Genomic DNA, 18,310 nt, shown 5'->3' with positions numbered 1-18,310 from the left:
TTTATCATTTTTCCATACTAAAATTTATTAACTCAATATTTTCTCTTAGCACTAGATTTTTTTTAACTTCTATAAATCCAAACTTTTCAAAAAATGGTTTAGCAGTGATACTTGTATCAACTTTGATTTTGTCTATATTTTCATTTTTTGCAAGTTCAAAAATATGATTTAAAAGTAATTTTCCTATACCACAATTTTGATATTTAAAATGAACATAAAAACAATCGATATATCCATCATAATACTCACAAAATCCTACAACTTCATCTTCTAAAATAGATAAATAAGGTTTTGATTTTTCAAATCTTTTTTCCCAAATCTCTAAATCAAAATTTGGATTTGCCCAAGCATTTAACTGCTTTTTTGTGTAATCTTTTTTATTTATATTATGAACTGTATTTGTAAATAGTTCAACTATCTGTTTTAAATATTTTTTATCATAATTAACTATCAAAAATGAAATATCAGGAAAAACATCCATCATTTCGTCATAAGTTTTATTTTTTTTCAAAGCTTCAATGACAACATCTAAAGGTTTAGAATAAATATTTGGTAAATCAAACTCATCTTTTTCTAGTTTAAAAGCAAGTTGTTCAAAAGGTGGATTAAACTGTGCATTCACACCTTTTTTATTTCCTCTTGCATCAACTTTATACCAACCAAATTCTTTTAAATAAATTGCATTTAATCCATGTAAACAATAAATATCTTTTTTATATTCACTGCAAGATAATCTTTGATAACAAAATCCAGTTGGAATACCGTTTGCTCTTAAAAGTGCTGCCAAAAGATGAGATTTTGCATAACACCAACCAGTTTTATATTTTAAAACATCACTTGCTTTATAAGTTGTAATTTCATCTTTAAAATCTCCACTATGATGAATATTATCTCTCACATACAAAAAACAGTTTTTTGCTATCTCTTCATCTGTTTTACAATTTTTTGCCAACTTTTTTGCAAGATTAAAAACCTCTTTATTTTTAAAGTCAATTATTTCTGTCTCTTCTAAAAACTCTTTCATTTTAAACTCTCAAACTCTTTCAACTCTTTTTCTTAACTCTTCATTCATAGCTTCAAAACCTTTTTTTGTCTTTAAAATCATCTTCCCAAAAAAAGGTATTAAAATTCCACTAAATTTTTCACCTTGAACAAATGTAGAAATTCCATCACTATTCTCTTTTATTAAGAAATAATGTTCTCCATCAAATATTCCACTAAATAGAAGTTTTCCAAGCCATCTTAGTTCTTTGTTTTCTTCACATTCTAAAACTATTGGTTTAAAAATCATAGTTTTTTCATCTATTTTTACTACTATTTTTATAGTTTTATTTTTTCCCAACTCTCCACTAATATCAATAATAGATGGATTCCAATTTTTATATTCATCAAAATTTGTAAGTTCTTTCCATATTTTATTTGCTGTTGAAGATATTTTTATAGAGGTCTCTATCTCATTTGTAAACATATTTTGTCCTATTAGATTTCAAAGATTTTAACAAGTATTTGCTAAATTAACTATTTTTATTTAAATTTAAGATAGTATCAAATAGAATTCCATCGCAAACTCATTTAGAGTGGCCGTGAGCATTAACGTCAATCAATGCGCTAAATTAAATATAGTACACTGGACAGAACTCCAGATATTTAACTATAAAATATAGATTAGCGTTTTGAAGCTGTTTAGTGTAGAAAAGGGTACTATTATGAGTAAAAATCTCAAAAAACAAACAATCTTATTCGGAATTCCAAAATTTCCTACAAAATCAAGTGCAGTTATTATGCCTTTTATTTTATCATCATTGATGACGCTTATTGTATCTTTTATAAGTACAATTAGAGTAATTGGTTTTCAAGAAACATTAATAACTTTATGGATGAGTTCATGGGTAATATCATGGTTGATTGCTTTTCCTGTTTTATTAATTATTCTTCCAATTGTAAGAAAATTAACAAACAGTTTAATAAAAAGTGAATAATAATTAAGAAAGTCTTAGTTACAATTTCACAAATTTATTTTCTCAGGGCAAGGTGAAATTCCTTACTGGTGGTAACTATTTTATAGAAGTCCACGAGCGCCTTATAAAATTATAAGGGACAAGCAGATTTGGTGAGAATCCAAAACCAACAGTTATAGTCTGGATGAAAGAGAAGATTAAACTTTATTATTTGTTAAAAAAATTAGGTTTATTGCCCTGATTCAATAAGTTTACTTTATAAAAAAAGGAAAACTATGAATCAACAAATGTCAAATTCACAAAAAAATATAGCAAATGCTATAAAAGCACTTCAAAATGGAACTGGTATTATTATCACTGATGATAAAAGTAGAGAAAATGAAGCAGATATTATCTTTCATGCAAATACAATCACAAATGAGCAAATGGCACTACTTATAAGAGAATGTAGTGGAATTGTATGCTTATGTTTAACTTCTCAAAAAGTAAAAGAGTTAAATCTTCCTATGATGGTACAATCTAATAACTCAAGATTTCAAACACCTTTTACAATCTCAATCGAAGCAAAAGAAGATATAACAACTGGAGTTAGTGCAAAAGATAGAGTAACAACTATAAAATCAGCACTAAAAAAAGATGGAATAAACCATATAATTTCTCCAGGTCATATATTTCCATTATGTGCAAAAGATGGTGGAGTTTTAGAAAGAAATGGGCATACAGAAGCTAGTATTGATATGATGAAGTTAGCAAACTTAGAACCAAATGCAGTTTTATGTGAGATAACAAATGAAGATGGAACAATGGCAAAAGGTGAACAAATAATAGATTTTGCAAAAAAATATTCAATGCCAATTATAAGTATAGAAGAGATTATTGAATATAGATTAAAAAATGAGAAATAAGAAGCTTAAAACTTCTTATTTTTTTGGTCTAAAAGCTTTTATAACTTCTTCATTTGTCTCTAAATATGGACCTTCCATCAAATCTATACAATATGGAATAGCAGGAAAAACTGCATCAAGACACTCCCTTATTGATTTTGGTTTACCTGGAAGATTTACTATTAAAGAAGTTCCTCTAAGTCCTGCTGTTTGTCTTGATAAAATCGCAGTTGGAACATATTGTAAACTTACACTTCTCATAAGTTCTCCAAAACCTGGCATCATTCTATCACATACAGCTTCAGTTGCTTCTGGAGTTACATCTCTAAGTGCTGGACCTGTTCCACCAGTAGTTACCACTAAACAACACTTTTCATTATCAATTAAATCTTTTAAAGTATCTTCAATAGTATCTTTATCATCACTAATACATCTATAAACTGGTTCAAAAGAAGATTTTAAATAATCTTTTAAAGTATCAATTATCGCTCGACCAGATAAATCTTCATATATTCCAGCACTTGCTCTATCACTTGTTGTTACAATTCCAATTTTTGCTATCACAGTAAGTGTCCTTTATCTTTAAAATAGTAAACCGTTGCAAAATCTTTAAAAAAATCTTTTGCTTCATTTGAGTCAATTATCAAATCTTTTGCACCTAAAAAAACCTCTATTTTTACACCTTTAGAGTTAAGTTTTTTTAAATCATCTTTACTCCAAACAAACTCTAAAAGCTCTTTTAACTCTTCAATATTACCTTTTTGAAAATATTTATCTATATCTTTATATATAGGTGATTTTACATTTCCTAAAAAGTTTTTTATATATTGTTCTTCATCTTTTTTAAAAAACATTAGTTGCATTTTTTTAAATTTTTCATCTTTAGTTTGAAAAAAAGCAGGTGAAAAGAGTTGAAGTTTATCAACTCTAGTTTCACTTTTTAAGGCTTTTTGAATAGCCTTTATAGCTCCATAAGAAAAACCACTTATTGTAAAATCATTTTTTTCTAAATAATCTAAAAAAAGTTCACACTCATTTGAAAAACAAAAACCACTAAAAAAGTTGTTACAAGTCATCTTTATTTATAACCTCATTTTTTAACATTAACTCTTTTAATCTATTTATCTCTTCAATATTTTGAGAAAACTCTAGTTTTAAACTCTCTTTTACACTAAAAATTATCTCATCAACACTTGTTGCCATTTTATATTTTTCTACCATTTCAAGAGCAATATTTTCAGCTCTTTTTATAGCATCTTCACCTATTGCAAACTTCTCTTTTTTAATTAATTCAAGTCCTACATTTCCTGCAAGTTCTCTTTTTATATTCTCTAACATTTCATTATATGATAGAAATACCTTATTTATTTTACTCACACTATCATCAAGAAGATTTACTTTTACTTTTGAGATATATGCCTTACAAGATTGATAGATAGCTAAAATCTCTTTTTGCTCCATATCAAGTATTTTATGCTGTTTTTTCCCAAATTCAAGTTTATTTTTTGCAACTTCCATATCACTTTCATCAAGAGTTGATTTTCTATTTTTAATCATATATAAAAGAGCCTCATTTACAAGAGTTGATAAACTAGCCGAGTTAAAACCAGCTGTAGTAATAGCCAATTTTTCTATATTTATATTATGATTTTTATCTTTTAAATATAGTTCTAAAATCTTTTTTCTATCTTCTATATTTGGTAATCCTACATACAATCTTCTATCAAATCTTCCTGCTCTTAAAAGAGCATCATCTAAAACCTCTATTTTATTTGTTGCAGCAATTACAATAACTCCACTATCACCTTCAAATCCATCCATTTGAGTAAGAAGTTCATTTAAAGTAGACTCTCTTTCATCATTTGATTTTCCACTTCTTGCTTTTCCAATAGCATCAATTTCATCTATAAAAACTATTGAAGGGGCATTTAACTTTGCACTATTAAATAACTCTCGAACCTTTTTTGCCCCCATTCCAACATAAATATGAACAAAACTAGCTCCACTTTGATAAAAAAATGGAACTTGGGCTTCACCTGCAACTGCTCTTGCAATCAAAGTTTTTCCAACACCTGGAGGACCTACTAAAAGGACACCTTTTGGAAGTTTCACATTAAATTTCTGAAAAATTGAAGGGTTATTTAAAAACTCAACAATCTCTTCAAGCTCCTCTTTAATCTCTTTTATTCCAGCAACATCTTTAAAACTAATATTCGATTTTACTGGTAAAATAGTAGAATCTAACTCATTTTTAGAAACTTTTGAAGAGCTTTTTGCTAATTCAGTATCAAAACTATTAATACCATCTTTATTTATAAGTTTTCTAATCTTCTCTTGCTTTAATTTTAAAACAAAAGCTAAAATCAAAAGAACAAATAAAAAACCAATCCCTAAATAATAAGTTGTTCCTTCAATTACAGTTTTACTTTTATAAATTGTATAAATAAATAAAATAACCAATACTAAAGCTGAAATAATCATCAGCTTAAAGTTTTTATCAATACTTTTGCTATTTAAATCTTGCTTCATTTTTTGTTATCCCTACTTTATAATCATCTAAATTTAACCAATCTCCAACCAAATCTTCTGAACTTGTTATTTCAATTTGATTAAAAAACTGATCAAAACCTAAATACTTTCCATTTTTCTCTTGCTCTACTAAAACTTCAAGTTTTGTTTTATTTTTCTTTCTAAACTCATAATTTTTTTGCTTTATTATCTCCACAAGTTCAATATATCTATCTTTTGCTATATCACCTTTTACAATATCTTTCATTGTTGCACTTGGTGTTCCATCTCTTTTTGAATATGTAAAAGCATGAATATGAGTAAGTGGAAAATTATGTAAATTGTTCATAGCTTCTTGCCAAAGTTGAGGAGTCTCTCCTGGATGACCTACAATAAAATCTGTTCCTAAAGCATAACCATTACTACTTAAAAATTCGAAAAGTTCTAAATCACTTAAAACTTTATTTCTTCTATTCATTATTCTTAACATATCTTTTGAAGTGTGTTGAAGTGCAATATGTAGATGTTTTGCCATAAAAGGCTCATTTATAAGCTCTTTAAATTCATCATCAATTTGTATAGGTTCAATACTCCCCATTCTAATTCTCTTCACACCTTTTATTTGTGCCATTTTTTTAAGAAGTTTTGCTAAAGAAGTGTGCATTTTTTTACCATAACTTCCTACATTTGTACCTGTTAAAATAAATTCACTAAATCCATTTTGTGCTAAAGTTTTAACCTGATTTAAAATAACACTCTCTTCATAACTTCTAGCATCTCCTCTTACATGAGGAATAATACAGTACGAACATCTAAAATCACACCCCTCTTGTATTTTTATAAATGCCCTACTCTTTCCTACAAACTCTTCTACAACAGTTTTATCAAGACTTTTTAAATCTCCTAATTTAAAAAACTTCTCATCTAACTTTAGAAGTTCATTTATATTCTCTTTTTCACTCGAACCAAAAAGTCCATCTATTTTTGACTCACCAAAAAGCTTTTCACCCTTTGTTCTTGTTCCACATCCTGTAAAAATTACTTTTGGTGAATTTGAAAGTTTTTTTAAACCATTTATATAGCTTCTTGCTGTTGTATCTGCACTATTTGTTACAGTACAAGAGTTAATTACTACAATAGAAGCATCTTTTTCATCTTGTGTTACTTCAAAATCTTTTAAATTACTCATCATAACTTGTGTATCAAAAATATTTGTTCTACAACCAAAAGTTTTAAAAAATACCTTTGGTTTATCTATACTAAAATTCATAAATTATCTATCCTAATTATCTTTTTGTAATGATATCTTCAATATCAACTTCCTCTTTTGGCATAGCTCTTGATGGTCCATAAGCGTTTGAAGTCTTATTTATATTTATTTGTTGAGTTGGATAAGCTATATGAATATCTTCTTCTTTCATCAAAGCTTCAATTATTTCAGCACAAATTGTACTTCTTAAAACTAAAGCAGCAAAAGAGTTTGTAAGATACCAACCAGAAACTACAACTCCATATGGCTCTATTAAAGTAAATACTCTTGGTTCTACTCCTGTTGCCCTTAGTTGGTACTTATTTCTCATTTTTGATAGCTGTTTTCTTGTAATATCACTATAACCTTTTGAGTAATGTTTTAAAATTTCACGAATTATTTTTTGAGCTTTTTTAAAGTTTGAATCAAATGTTAAAGTAATATCTATTCCATCCCAAACTGTTTTTAACTCAGAGTGGCTATAATTTGCAATAAGCTCAGAAAAAATATAGTTATTTGGAACAAAGAAAATTCTTCCAGCTCTTCTATTTTTCATATAAGAGACCATAGTTACATCTTCTTTTATAGTAATTTTAAATAGTGATATATCTAAAACATCTCCAACAGTTTCAACATCCCCTTTTGTAACTCTAATTCTATCTCCAACTTGAATAAACCCAGAAGTTACAATAACCATCCAACCAAAAAGTGACATAAACCAATCTTTTAAAGCAATCGCAATACCAGCAGATGCAAATCCAAGAATTGTTACAAGGTACGAAACATTGTCAATATATGAGAAAAGAAGAACCATTAAAATCAAAAATACTAAAGTAAAATTGATGATTTTATTTACCATATAATAGTTTTCATTTTGTGAAAAATATTTTTTAAGTGCTAATTTAACCAAAAATGAAATAGCAAACATAGTAAGTATTATTATAAAAATAGCCAACATTTTTTGAACTTGTTGAGTTATTTGGCTTTTTATTTCCAAAATAACTTGCTCTATTTTTCTACTATAAACCTCTTGTGTTGTAGTTACAATATCTAAAACTATCTCAAAATCTTTTTTTTGTTTTTCAAGATAAGTAATCTTCTCTTTATACTCATTTTTAGGCTCAATTTCATATAACTTTGTATAACTAATTAACTCTTCTTCTAACTTTTCTGTCAAAAAGACAATATCAGCTTCAACACTTGAAAACTGTTTTTTATTATTTTCTAGTTTTTTTATATTTGATAAAGCATTTATTATTCCAAATGGGTTTGTAATATTTTCAACTTTCTCTATTTCAGGAGGGTTCATTAAAGAACCAATAGCAGAACCTTTATACTCTGCAATTAACTCAAGCTCGTTTTCTTTTACTCTTATTTTATTTGAAAGTTGAAAACTCTCCTCTTCCCTTAAATTATTTTTTCTTTTTAAACTATCCTTTAAATTATCAAGTTCCGTAGAAATTTTTCCATAAGATAAATAGTTCGAATATCTTTTCAATAAAATATTATCTTTCAAACTAAGTTCTATTTTATTGATTTTCTCATTTAAAATATTTGCTTCAACAATATTTTCTATTTCAGAACTACTCTCTAAAGCTTTTTGTTCACTAATAACTTCATCTTTTTTTTCAACTTTATTTGCAGCATTCAAAAATAAAAAACTAACAAATATTAAAAGTAGAACTTTTTTAATCAATTAAAATCCTTTTAAAATTTCGCATACATCATCTTTTTTAATCTCATCAGTAATTTTACAATCCCCTATACCTAATGGTACTATGAACTTTATTTTACTATTACTTGATTTTTTATCTAGTAAAAAGTGTTCATAAAAATCTTCAATATCAGTTATTTTATAAGTTGTTGGGATATCATATTTTTCTAACAAATTTTTAACTCTTTGTTCATCTTGTTTAGTCATAAATCCGAGTTTAACAGCTAAAGCATTTGCCATACACATTCCAATTCCAACTGCTTCTCCATGAAGATAAGTTTTATAATTTGTAAGATTTTCTATTACATGTCCAAAAGTATGTCCATAATTAAGTGCCGCTCTAAGCCCTTGCTCTTTTTCATCAATACTTACAACATAAGCTTTTGTCTCAACTGATTTTTGTATAGCAATATCTATATTTTTTTCTTCTCTTAAATCATTATTTTCAAGCCAAATAAAAAACTCATTATTAAAACAAACAGCCATTTTTATAATTTCAGCAACTCCAGCTCCAAACTCTCTTTTTGGAAGAGTTTTTAAGAAACTAGAATCAATATATACAGCTTTTGGTTGATGGAAACTTCCTATTAAATTTTTACCAAATTTATTATTTATTCCTGTTTTCCCACCAACACTAGCATCAACTTGAGAAAGTAGAGTTGTTGGAATTTGAATAAAATCAATTCCTCTTTGATAAATTGAAGCAGCAAATCCAGTCATATCACCTATAACTCCTCCACCAAAAGCAACAAGCAAAGATTTCCTATCAAGTTTTGCCAAGAAACATGACTCTAAAATCTCTTCTAAAGTTTGCATATTTTTGTACTCTTCACCATCAGGAATAATACAAAAACTGAGCTCTTTTGCACTCAATTTAGATTTTAAATAATCTAAATGAAACCCTGAAATAGTAGGGTTTGTTACAACAACAACTTTTCTATCAAAGCTTAAACTTTGAAGCTTATCTATATAAATTTCATATGAGTTTTCATTTGAGAGGTCTATTTTTACAGTCATTTCTTATATCCAAAAAAGTTTTATTAAATTTATTGGATAATAGCTAAAAGTTACTGAAAAACTAAAATTTACTTTTTTAGAGTTTTTATATCATTTTCTAAAATAAAAATTACAATAAATTTTACTCCTAAAAATAGAGTTAATATTTTTAATATTATATTTGTTAGAATTCATTAACTATACACAAGGTAAAACATGAGCCAAGAAGTAATAAACAATAAAAAAATCTCTCTAAAGACTACAGTTTTATCTATCTTTACTTTTATGGCATTTTTATTAATAGCTATTTTAGGAGTTCAACTTTTTTATATAGATAAAGAGCTTTCTATAAAAAATATCGATTCAAAACTTAACTCAATCTCATATAGTGTTACAGCAGCAATTGAAAATAGTAAAAAGAATTATTTTAATACCATTGAGCTTTTAAGTATTGTAAATAAAAAAGATAAAAAAGATCAAGATGAAAACTTTAAACTATATATCAATACTTTAATGACACAAAATACTCTTTATGCAATTTATACAGGTTATAGTGATGGTAGTTTTTTTGAAATTATAAATTTAGATATTGACCCTAATTTAAGAAACTCCTACCAAGCTTCAAAAAATGACAGATGGTTACTAATAAAAATTAATGGAGAAAATATAAATAAAAGAGAGATTGTTTTATTTAATGAAAAACTACACATAACAAATGTAAGAGTTGAAAATAGTGACTACAATCCAACTTTAAGACCTTGGTATAAAGATGCGATTTCAAACAATGGGTCTATAAAAACTATCCCTTATAAATTTTCTCATATAGATACCTTTGGAATTACTTATGCAAAAGAGTTAGAAAATAGTAAAAATGTTGTATCTATTGATGTTTTAGTAGATGATTTTAGAAATATTTTTAATAATTTTATAGACAAAGAGTCTATGGATATATTTTTGTTTAAAAAAGATGGTTTTGCAATATCTTACATATCAAAAAAAGAGAAGTTACTTGAAACATTTTTAAAAAATAATAAGGATTTAAATGATTTTAAAAAAGCAAAAATTATTGATATAGAAGATAATAAGTATATTGTTCAAATTCAAAATCTAGAAAATCTATCAAATGATGATTTTTTAGTTCTTTTTGCTGATTATAAAAAGAGTATTGAACCATATAATGCCCAAACTTACAAACTAATCTCACTATTTTTACTTTCAGGGCTTATTATGATTCCAATAGTAATATATTTTTCGAGTATTATTGTAAAACCTATTTATAAACTAGCTATTCAAAGTAGAAAAATACAAAATAGAGAGTATGAAAAAATAGTCCAAATTGATAGCCCTATTTTAGAAGTCTCAATGCTTTCAAATGCTTTTAATGATATGTCAAAATCAATTTACGAGTATCAAACATCATTAGAAGATAAAGTAAATCAAAGAACAAAAGAGCTATCTTTAAAAAATAAAGAACTTTTAAAAATATCTATAACTGATAAATTAACAAATATCTATAATCGTGTAAAACTTGATAATTCCCTACAAGATGAGTTAAATAGAGCATTAAGATACAATAAAATATTCTCAATTATTTTAATAGATATTGATTTTTTTAAAAAAGTAAATGATAATTTTGGACATCAAATAGGTGATGATGTTCTAAAAGAGATTGCACAAATTTTAAGTAAAAATATTAGAGCAAGTGACATTTTAGGAAGATGGGGTGGGGAAGAATTCCTAATAATCTGTCCTGAAACTGATGTTCTAGAAGCTTATGAACTAGCAATTGAACTAAATCTTAAAATTAAGAATAATAAGTTTTGGACATATTTTGATACAGTAACTCTAAGTATGGGTATAGCTTCATATGAAAAAGGTATAAAAACATATGATACTATTATATCTAACGCTGATAAAGCTTTATATCAAGCAAAAGAGCAAGGCAGAGATAGAGTTATAATTTACTCTTCTTAATTATTTGAATTTATATGGCGACCCCAACAAGATTCGAACTTGTGTGTTTAGGAGGAAATCCTAACGTCCTTGGCCTCTAGACGACGGGGTCATAAAAAAGAATAACGATTATATTTAAATGTCTGTTTTGTTTTGCTTAAAATATGATAATATTTATCTTATTTTTTTTAATCTATTTTTACCTATTTTATAGATATTTGAAGAGTTAGTTTCAAAAAACCCTAAATGATTTACAACTTCAACATCTACATTTTTTATTGCAAATTGATAATCAAAGTTTTCTTTTGTTTTATTTGCAGATGTTGAAGATAAAACTTTAAATTTTCTTATAAATTCAAAAAAAGAAGAGTCTTGATTTATAATTCTAAAAGAGTACAAATTTGGATAGATAAATGTAGTTTTTTTACTATTTCTAACCATTTTTCTATGATTCTTCGGAACTCTTGAAAACTCTTTTAAAGTAGTAAAACTATCAACAGTTTTAAGAATCTTTTGATTTTTAGGTCTTTGTTTAATATTTGATAGCCTCTCATCATTTAATGATGAGAAACCAACAGTTGTATCTGTTTGTACCAAATATACTAAATTTGAGTTCATTTTTAGTAATTTAAATACTCTTGAATTGATTTTGGAGTTGAAACATCAGAAGTTTTTAACTCTTTTATAGCATCAGTAGCAGCAAAAGCAGCTGCAACAGTTGTAAAATAAGGGATACTCATTCTTAAAACAGCTCTTCTTATATCTTTTCCATCGTCTTTTGAAGACTCTTGCTCTCCACTTGTGTTTATAGCCATTGCAATATCACCATTTGTTAAAAGGTCAGTGATATTTGGTCTTCCTTCACTTACTTTTAAAACTTTTTCACAAGCTATTCCTGCTTCAGAGATAATTTTTTCTGTTCCACCTGTTGCTACTATACTAAATCCACTTTCAACTAAACTTTTAGCTATAGAGCTAGCAAATGGTTTATCTAAATCACATAGTGAAATAAATACTTTTCCAGCTTTTGGTAAAGAGTTTTTAGCAGCATTTTGTGATTTTGCAAATGCCATAGCAAAATTTGAAGCAATTCCCATAACTTCACCAGTAGATTTCATCTCAGGACTTAGAAGTAAATCAGCACCAGTTAATTTATTGAAAGGGAAAACAGACTCTTTAACTGCAACATGGTTTTTAAGTTTTGGTTTTAAAACTCCATTGTCTTCATAAACTATATCTCTATCATAAACTTTTAGAGCATCTCTTAAGCTATGTCCCCACATAACTCTAGTTGCAACTTTTGCTAGTGGAATTCCTGTTGCTTTACTTACAAATGGAACCGTTCTACTTGCTCTTGGATTTACTTCTATTAAGTAAATTTGCCCTTTATGAATAGCATACTGAACATTCATTAGTCCTACAACTCCAAGTCCTAAAGCCATCTCTTTTGTTTTTGTTTCAAGCTCTTTTATAAACTTATCTTCAATACTTATTGGAGGTAATGAACAAGCACTATCTCCTGAGTGAATACCTGCTTCTTCAATATGTTGCATAATTCCACCAATATAAGCCTCTTTTCCATCACTTATACAATCAACATCAAGTTCAATTGCTCTATCTAAAAACTTATCTATTAAAACTGGTGCATCATTTGAAACTGAAACTGCTTCATCCATATATTTTTTTAACTCTTCAGTTGAATAAACAATTTTCATTCCTCTTCCACCAAGAACAAAAGAAGGACGTACTAAAACTGGATACCCTATTCTTTCAGCTATTTTTATAGCTTCAATAAGTTCTACTGCTGTTCCATTTTCTGGTTGTAAAAGTCCAATTTTTTCAACAAATGCAGAGAATTTTTTTCTATCTTCAGCAAGATCAATTACATCTGCTGTTGTTCCAATAATTTTTGCTCCAGCTTTTGTTAAAACTTGTGCTAATTTTAATGGAGTTTGTCCACCAAAATGTACAATTACACCATCTGGTTGCTCTTTTTCAACTACACTTCTAACATGTTCAAAATCTATTGGTTCAAAATATAAAACATCTGAAGTATCATAATCTGTACTTACAGTTTCAGGATTACAATTATACATAATTGTTTTTACACCCATTTCTGCTAGTGCAAAACTTGCATGTACACAACAATAGTCAAACTCTATTCCTTGACCAATTCTATTTGGTCCACCACCAATTATCATAACTTTTTTATCATTTGATTTAGGAGTTTGCACTTTTGGAAGTTTTGAAACATTTGTAGTTGAATATAGATATTGATTTAAAGCTTTAAACTCTCCTGCACAAGTATCAACTTCATTGTATTCAAAATCTATATCTAAAGCTTTTCTAGCAGTATATACATCTTCTTCTGTTTTTCCTATAATATTTGCAATAAATTTATCACTAAATCCATTTGACTTAACTTTTCTTAAAAGTTCTTCATCCTTTAATATTGCTGGCGTCATAGCAAGTTCTAGTTCATACATCTCTCTAAATTTAGCTAAAAACCAAGGATCTATTTTTGATAGTTCAAATATATCTTCATTTGTAAGACCTTGTCTCATACCATCCATTAAGTATTGAAGTCTTTTATCATTTGGTCTTCTAATCTCTTTTTTAATTAATTCTAAATCTGTTGTAATACTATCAAAACCACAAATTCCAGTCTCTAATGAACAATAAGCTTTTTGAATACACTCATTAAAATTTCTTCCTATAGACATAACTTCACCAACAGATTTCATAGAAGTTGTTAAAGTTGAGTTTGCTTTTGGAAATTTTTCAAATGTAAATCTTGGAACTTTTGAAACAATATAATCAACTGCTGGTTCAAAACTAGCTAGTGTTCCTGTCATATCATTTGTAATTTCATCTAAAGTAAATCCAACTGCTAAAAGAGTAGAAACTTTTGCTATTGGATATCCTGTTGCTTTTGAAGCAAGTGCTGAACTTCTACTAACTCTTGGATTCATTTCAATAACTAGCATTCTTCCAGTATTTGGACACATAGCAAACTGAACATTTGATCCACCACTATTTACTCCAACTTCTCGCAAAATTGCAAAAGAAGCTTCTCTCATTTTTGCATACTCTTTATCTGTAAGTGTAAGAGCAGGAGCAATAGTAATACTATCTCCTGTATGAACTCCCATAGGGTCAAGATTTTCAATAGAACAAACAACTATACAATTATCATTTGTATCTCTAATAATCTCCATTTCATACTCTTTCCAACCTAAAACAGACTCTAAAATCTCAATTTCATTAATTGGAGAAGCATCAAGTCCAGCTTGAGCTAAAGCTTTAAACTCTTCCATATTATAAGCAACCCCACTTCCAGCACCTGCAAGGGTAAATGAAGCTCGGCTAATTACTGGAAAACCTATCTCTTTAGCCACTTTTAAAGCCTCTTCAAGATTATAAGCATTTTCACTTCTTGGTAGATCAAGACCAATTTTTTTCATAGACTCAGTAAAAAGATGTCTATCTTCACCTTTTTTAATAGATTCTGGATGAACTCCTAAAAATTTAATTCCCTCTAAAAGCCCTTTTGAATACATTGAAGTTGCAACATTTAATGCAGTTTGCCCACCCATAGTTGGTAAAATTGCATCAATATTCTCTTTTTTTATTATATTTAAAACAACCTCTTCCGTGATTGGTTCAATATAAGTTTTATCAGCAAATTCTGGATCTGTCATGATAGTTGCTGGATTTGAGTTTACTAATACAACTCTATATCCTAGCTCTTTTAAAGTTTTTGTTGCTTGAGTTCCTGAGTAGTCAAACTCGCACGCCTGCCCTATTACAATTGGTCCTGAACCAATTAACAAAATGTTTTTTATATCTTCTCTTTTTGGCATAACTTTCCTTTCGCTGATTTAAAAATTTGGCAAGTTTATCTAAAAAGTACTTAATTTTTTGTTATATAAATCATACACTAAAGAATAATTTAATAGCAATTAGCAAAAAAATAACTGCTACAAATTTATTTAAAACTGTTTGAAACTTTTGAGTTGATTTTAATCTTTTTGATAAAAATGATGCAAAAAGTACAATAGAGCTAAAAACCAAAATTGTTGAAACCAAAAATAAAAATGCCAAAATCAACATTTCTAAATTCTGATTTATCGAATTTTTGGATACAAATTGTGGTAAGAAGGCAAGAAAAAAAAGTGTTACTTTTGGATTTGTTACATTCATAAAAAGCCCTTTTAAATAAAGCTTTTTATAATTTATTTTTATTGATTTTTGTTCAATTTGATTAAAAATAGGAGCTTTATATATTTGAAATGCTAAATAAAATAAATAAATTGCTCCAATAGTTTTTAAAATAAAAAAAGCTGTTTGTGAAGATTGAATAAATAGTGCAACACCAAAAATAACTAAAAGAGTATGAAAAATCAAACCACTACATAATCCAAGAATCAAAGAGAATCCAGCTTTTTTGCCAAAATAAAAAGAGTTTGATAATAGATATATATTATCTGGTCCTGGAATTATGGCAAGTAAAGTAGAACTAAAAAAAAATATTATTAAAGTTTGTAATTCAATCATTATTTAGGTAAATTAAATTTTTTTATACCTAAAACACCATCTTTATCAAAAAATAAATAGTGTAAAATATCTTTTTGAACCTCTAATCCTGCCAAATATCGAATAGCAAAATTAGCTTGTAAAGAAGCTATATTCATAACAATTGGACAAGCTATTCCATTTGGTTTTCTATTTGTTATTTGAAAAACTGTTTCATAAGAAGCTTTTTCAAATAAGCAAACTTGTCCATGAAACTCTTCAACACTTCCATATAACCAAATTTGATTATTTTTTTGACACCAGCTATTTATAGCTGCTCTTGTAGGAAGATTATCTGTTGCATCAATTACTAAATCAAATTTCAAATCTCTTTTTATAAAATCATCAAAACTTTCAACATAAGCTGTGGCTTTTGTAAAAGGACAACGACTCTCAATTAACTCTTTTAAAACAACTGATTTATATTTTCCTTCATCGGCAACTTTAAAAGCTATTTGTCTATGTATATTACTAATACTAACTGTATCGAAATCTATTAAAGCAAACTCTCCAATTCCACTAGCTCCTAAAGCAAAGCCTAAACTACTTCCAAGCCCACCACTTCCAATTATTGCAACTTTTTTATTTTGAAGAGATTTTTGAATCTCTTCCCCCCAAAGATTTATTTGCCTATTAAAATATTCATTAAACTCTATCATATTTCCACCTTTATTATTACAAAAAATTATTATTTTTATTTGTAGAATTAATAATATCAGAAATTAAAAAAAAATGAGAAACTAAGACCTATTTTGTGTAGTAAAAATTAATTTTGCTTCTTCAAGTAATTTTTGTGCAACTTCTAGCTCTTTTAAGCCCTCATTATACAATTTTAGTGAATCACTTAAGGTAATATCACTTTTAGTTAGTTCTTCCAAAATCTCTTTTGCTTTTACTATTTTTTCTTCAAAATTTATATTTTCATTATCTTGCATTTTAATCCTTTAAAATCTCTTTTACATGCTCTTCAAACTTATCAACTTCAACGAAAAATGAGTCATGACCATTAGAACTATTTACTTGTAAATATGTAACTTGCTCTTTTTTCCCTATTTTTACCATAATATCTCGTATCTCTTCCATCTCTTGTGGAAAAAATAACATATCATCAGCAAAAGATATTAAGTGAAGTTTCCCCTCTATTTTCATAAAAGAGTCTTCTAATTTATCTTTGTTTCTTCCTGCATCAAAAATATTTATTGTTTTACAAATATATAAATATGATAAAGGATCAAAGAACTTTGGAAAGCTATACGAATTATGTTCAAGATATTTTTCTATCTCAAATCTTCCAAAAAGTTCATAAAGTCCATCTGTATCTACATAATCTCTTGCAAATTTTCTATTAAATAGTGCTGGAGTTAAATAAGCAATTAATCCAGCCATTCGTCCAACAGCAAGCCCAACTAAACCAGATACTTTTAAATCCTCTTTATCATACTCACCATTTTTAAAAGCTTTGTCATGTCTAATTGCTTCTATTCCTATTTTATTTAGGGCTATTACCCAAGGTCTTGTATAAGCTGTACATGCCATTGCAATATAATGTTTTGCAAAAGTTGGTTGCTCTATTGCATAACAAAGAGCTTGCATTCCACCCATACTTCCACCAATTACTGCAAGAGCATTTGTAATTCCTAACTTTTTATAAAGCTTCATTTGTGCATTTACAATATCAGATATTGTTAAAACTGGAAATTTTAATCTATACTCTTTTTTTGTTGAAGGATTAATACTAAGTGGACTTGTTGAACCATAAGAGCTTCCAATATTATTTGAACAGATTACAAAATATTTTTTAGTATCTATTGCTTTTCCATCTCCAATAAACTTATCCCACCAACCTGCTTTTGCTTCATTTTCATAACGACCTGCTGCATGATGACTTCCTGAAAGTGCATGGCAAATAATAATTACATTTGATTTATCTTCATTTAATGTCCCATAAGTTTCATAGATTATCTCAAACTCTTCAAGAAGCCTTCCACTCTCAAGATATAAAGGTTCATTAAATTTCTCTATTTTTGTCTCTATTTTCAAAATATTTTCCAAGTTCTCCAAATTTTTAAGTTTAAAGTTTATCTAAACTAAAATAAAAAAGCCTTTTAGTGACATAATTGTCTAAAAAATAATAGATTTAATTTATTATTTTAATAATTAAAAGTAATTTTTAATATAATAACTAAAATTTTAATAAAGGATATATTTTGAGTAAAATAAAAGAGCTTGAAACACTTTTAAAAACAGATGTTCTAATAGAAGTAGAAGAAGAGATAGTTGCAATAGAAAAACTCTTAGAAGAAAATAGCAACAATAAAAATCTAAAAATAGAGTTAGAATATATGCAAGATGTAAAAAAATTTTATAATGAAGCACTAAATCAAATAGATAAAAATTTATTAAGTGAAGAAGAGGCAAATAATATCTTACTTGATCTTGAAGATATGAGAGAAGATGAGGATGAAATATAGTT

18 protein-coding genes, 1 tRNA gene and 1 riboswitch are annotated in these 18,310 nt (G+C 27.4%); of the genes, 4 read left to right on the top strand and 15 right to left on the bottom strand.

The window, feature by feature from the left end; translation table 11 throughout:
* Window positions 1-4: 4 nt before the first annotated feature.
* Both AFAEC_RS05315 and AFAEC_RS05310 read right to left on the bottom strand, forming a co-directional pair.
* Window positions 5-1,024 carry a GNAT family N-acetyltransferase gene (locus tag AFAEC_RS05315; RefSeq protein WP_081754554.1) on the bottom strand — a complete coding sequence of 340 codons (1,020 nt, stop codon included), beginning with the start codon at window positions 1,022-1,024 and terminating at the stop codon, window positions 5-7.
* A gap of 9 nt (window positions 1,025-1,033) precedes the next feature.
* Complete coding sequence (locus AFAEC_RS05310) at window positions 1,034-1,468, bottom strand: SRPBCC domain-containing protein (protein WP_034216907.1); 435 nt, start codon at window positions 1,466-1,468, stop codon at window positions 1,034-1,036.
* A gap of 238 nt (window positions 1,469-1,706) precedes the next feature.
* Between AFAEC_RS05310 and AFAEC_RS05305 the strand changes: the two genes are divergently transcribed.
* Both AFAEC_RS05305 and ribB read left to right on the top strand, forming a co-directional pair.
* Window positions 1,707-1,979, top strand: coding sequence for a DUF2798 domain-containing protein (locus AFAEC_RS05305; protein ID WP_034216910.1), 273 nt, complete (start codon window positions 1,707-1,709; stop codon window positions 1,977-1,979).
* A gap of 34 nt (window positions 1,980-2,013) precedes the next feature.
* Window positions 2,014-2,158, top strand: a riboswitch (FMN riboswitch).
* Window positions 2,159-2,233: 75 nt separating this feature from the next.
* Entirely contained in the window at window positions 2,234-2,863 is a 630-nt protein-coding gene (gene ribB / locus AFAEC_RS05300; RefSeq protein ID WP_026807006.1) for a 3,4-dihydroxy-2-butanone-4-phosphate synthase, read from the top strand.
* A gap of 15 nt (window positions 2,864-2,878) precedes the next feature.
* Here the strand turns inward: ribB and mog are convergent, their stop codons facing one another.
* Genes mog through aroB form a run of 6 tightly spaced genes read right to left on the bottom strand, consistent with a single transcriptional unit; the run spans window position 2,879 to window position 9,330 of the window.
* Complete coding sequence (gene mog, locus AFAEC_RS05295; RefSeq protein ID WP_026807007.1) at window positions 2,879-3,406, bottom strand: molybdopterin adenylyltransferase; 528 nt, start codon at window positions 3,404-3,406, stop codon at window positions 2,879-2,881.
* A complete protein-coding gene (gene bioV / locus AFAEC_RS05290; protein WP_026807008.1) occupies window positions 3,403-3,918 on the bottom strand; it encodes a pimelyl-ACP methyl ester esterase BioV in 516 nt (171 codons plus the stop codon). The genes mog and bioV overlap by 4 nt, the downstream gene beginning before the upstream one ends.
* Window positions 3,908-5,371: an AAA family ATPase gene (locus AFAEC_RS05285; RefSeq protein WP_026807009.1), complete on the bottom strand. Its 1,464-nt coding sequence runs from the start codon at window positions 5,369-5,371 to the stop codon at window positions 3,908-3,910. Before AFAEC_RS05285 ends, bioV begins: the two co-directional genes overlap by 11 nt.
* Window positions 5,352-6,620 (bottom strand): tRNA (N(6)-L-threonylcarbamoyladenosine(37)-C(2))-methylthiotransferase MtaB, encoded by a 1,269-nt coding sequence (gene mtaB, locus AFAEC_RS05280; RefSeq protein ID WP_026807010.1) that lies wholly within the window; start codon window positions 6,618-6,620, stop codon window positions 5,352-5,354. Before mtaB ends, AFAEC_RS05285 begins: the two co-directional genes overlap by 20 nt.
* A 16-nt stretch (window positions 6,621-6,636) precedes the next feature.
* Entirely contained in the window at window positions 6,637-8,295 is a 1,659-nt protein-coding gene (locus AFAEC_RS05275) for a mechanosensitive ion channel domain-containing protein (protein ID WP_026807011.1), read from the bottom strand.
* Window positions 8,296-9,330 carry a 3-dehydroquinate synthase gene (gene aroB / locus AFAEC_RS05270; RefSeq protein ID WP_026807012.1) on the bottom strand — a complete coding sequence of 345 codons (1,035 nt, stop codon included), beginning with the start codon at window positions 9,328-9,330 and terminating at the stop codon, window positions 8,296-8,298.
* 195 nt (window positions 9,331-9,525) lie between these two features.
* On the opposite strand from aroB, the gene AFAEC_RS05265 reads away from it, so the two are divergent.
* The gene (locus AFAEC_RS05265) at window positions 9,526-11,283 is read left to right on the top strand and encodes a GGDEF domain-containing protein (RefSeq protein WP_026807013.1); all 1,758 of its coding nucleotides are present in this window, start codon (window positions 9,526-9,528) and stop codon (window positions 11,281-11,283) included.
* A gap of 15 nt (window positions 11,284-11,298) precedes the next feature.
* Here AFAEC_RS05265 and AFAEC_RS05260 read toward each other — a convergent pair.
* The 7 genes from AFAEC_RS05260 to metX form a co-directional block, all read right to left on the bottom strand.
* Window positions 11,299-11,374 (bottom strand) — tRNA-Glu (locus tag AFAEC_RS05260).
* Between the two features lie 62 nt (window positions 11,375-11,436).
* The gene (locus AFAEC_RS05255) at window positions 11,437-11,880 is read right to left on the bottom strand and encodes a Sua5 YciO YrdC YwlC family protein (protein ID WP_026807014.1); all 444 of its coding nucleotides are present in this window, start codon (window positions 11,878-11,880) and stop codon (window positions 11,437-11,439) included.
* 2 nt (window positions 11,881-11,882) lie between these two features.
* On the bottom strand, window positions 11,883-15,125 hold the full coding sequence (gene carB, locus AFAEC_RS05250; protein ID WP_026807015.1) for a carbamoyl-phosphate synthase large subunit: 3,243 nt from the start codon (window positions 15,123-15,125) through the stop codon (window positions 11,883-11,885).
* 70 nt (window positions 15,126-15,195) lie between these two features.
* Window positions 15,196-15,819 carry a LysE family translocator gene (locus tag AFAEC_RS05245; protein ID WP_026807016.1) on the bottom strand — a complete coding sequence of 208 codons (624 nt, stop codon included), beginning with the start codon at window positions 15,817-15,819 and terminating at the stop codon, window positions 15,196-15,198.
* Entirely contained in the window at window positions 15,819-16,496 is a 678-nt protein-coding gene (locus AFAEC_RS05240) for a HesA/MoeB/ThiF family protein (RefSeq protein WP_026807017.1), read from the bottom strand. The genes AFAEC_RS05245 and AFAEC_RS05240 overlap by 1 nt, the downstream gene beginning before the upstream one ends.
* 81 nt (window positions 16,497-16,577) lie before the next feature.
* On the bottom strand, window positions 16,578-16,772 hold the full coding sequence (xseB, locus tag AFAEC_RS05235) for an exodeoxyribonuclease VII small subunit (RefSeq protein WP_026807018.1): 195 nt from the start codon (window positions 16,770-16,772) through the stop codon (window positions 16,578-16,580).
* A 1-nt stretch (window position 16,773) separates the two neighbouring features.
* On the bottom strand, window positions 16,774-17,877 hold the full coding sequence (metX, locus tag AFAEC_RS05230) for a homoserine O-acetyltransferase MetX (RefSeq protein WP_026807019.1): 1,104 nt from the start codon (window positions 17,875-17,877) through the stop codon (window positions 16,774-16,776).
* Between the two features lie 167 nt (window positions 17,878-18,044).
* Between metX and AFAEC_RS05225 the strand changes: the two genes are divergently transcribed.
* The gene (locus tag AFAEC_RS05225) at window positions 18,045-18,308 is read left to right on the top strand and encodes a hypothetical protein (RefSeq protein WP_026807020.1); all 264 of its coding nucleotides are present in this window, start codon (window positions 18,045-18,047) and stop codon (window positions 18,306-18,308) included.
* The last annotated feature ends 2 nt before the right edge of the window (window positions 18,309-18,310 follow it).

The organism is Aliarcobacter faecis (assembly GCF_013201705.1).
GTDB lineage: Bacteria > Campylobacterota > Campylobacteria > Campylobacterales > Arcobacteraceae > Aliarcobacter > Aliarcobacter faecis.
The sequence above is the reverse complement of the archived record's forward strand: the minus strand, read 5'-3'. Positions and strand labels throughout refer to the sequence as shown.

What these genes read in the sequence shown, in the direction of transcription:
- AFAEC_RS05315 (WP_081754554.1), bottom strand. Translation starts at nt 1,024, where the DNA reads ATGAAAGAGTTTTTAGAAGAGACAGAAATAATTGACTTTAAAAATAAA.
- AFAEC_RS05310 (WP_034216907.1), bottom strand. Translation starts at nt 1,468, where the DNA reads ATGTTTACAAATGAGATAGAGACCTCTATAAAAATATCTTCAACAGCA.
- AFAEC_RS05305 (WP_034216910.1), top strand. Translation starts at nt 1,707, where the DNA reads ATGAGTAAAAATCTCAAAAAACAAACAATCTTATTCGGAATTCCAAAA.
- ribB (WP_026807006.1), top strand. Translation starts at nt 2,234, where the DNA reads ATGAATCAACAAATGTCAAATTCACAAAAAAATATAGCAAATGCTATA.
- bioV (WP_026807008.1), bottom strand. Translation starts at nt 3,918, where the DNA reads ATGACTTGTAACAACTTTTTTAGTGGTTTTTGTTTTTCAAATGAGTGT.
- AFAEC_RS05285 (WP_026807009.1), bottom strand. Translation starts at nt 5,371, where the DNA reads ATGAAGCAAGATTTAAATAGCAAAAGTATTGATAAAAACTTTAAGCTG.
- mtaB (WP_026807010.1), bottom strand. Translation starts at nt 6,620, where the DNA reads ATGAATTTTAGTATAGATAAACCAAAGGTATTTTTTAAAACTTTTGGT.
- aroB (WP_026807012.1), bottom strand. Translation starts at nt 9,330, where the DNA reads ATGACTGTAAAAATAGACCTCTCAAATGAAAACTCATATGAAATTTAT.
- AFAEC_RS05265 (WP_026807013.1), top strand. Translation starts at nt 9,526, where the DNA reads ATGAGCCAAGAAGTAATAAACAATAAAAAAATCTCTCTAAAGACTACA.
- AFAEC_RS05255 (WP_026807014.1), bottom strand. Translation starts at nt 11,880, where the DNA reads ATGAACTCAAATTTAGTATATTTGGTACAAACAGATACAACTGTTGGT.
- carB (WP_026807015.1), bottom strand. Translation starts at nt 15,125, where the DNA reads ATGCCAAAAAGAGAAGATATAAAAAACATTTTGTTAATTGGTTCAGGA.
- AFAEC_RS05245 (WP_026807016.1), bottom strand. Translation starts at nt 15,819, where the DNA reads ATGATTGAATTACAAACTTTAATAATATTTTTTTTTAGTTCTACTTTA.
- AFAEC_RS05240 (WP_026807017.1), bottom strand. Translation starts at nt 16,496, where the DNA reads ATGATAGAGTTTAATGAATATTTTAATAGGCAAATAAATCTTTGGGGG.
- xseB (WP_026807018.1), bottom strand. Translation starts at nt 16,772, where the DNA reads ATGCAAGATAATGAAAATATAAATTTTGAAGAAAAAATAGTAAAAGCA.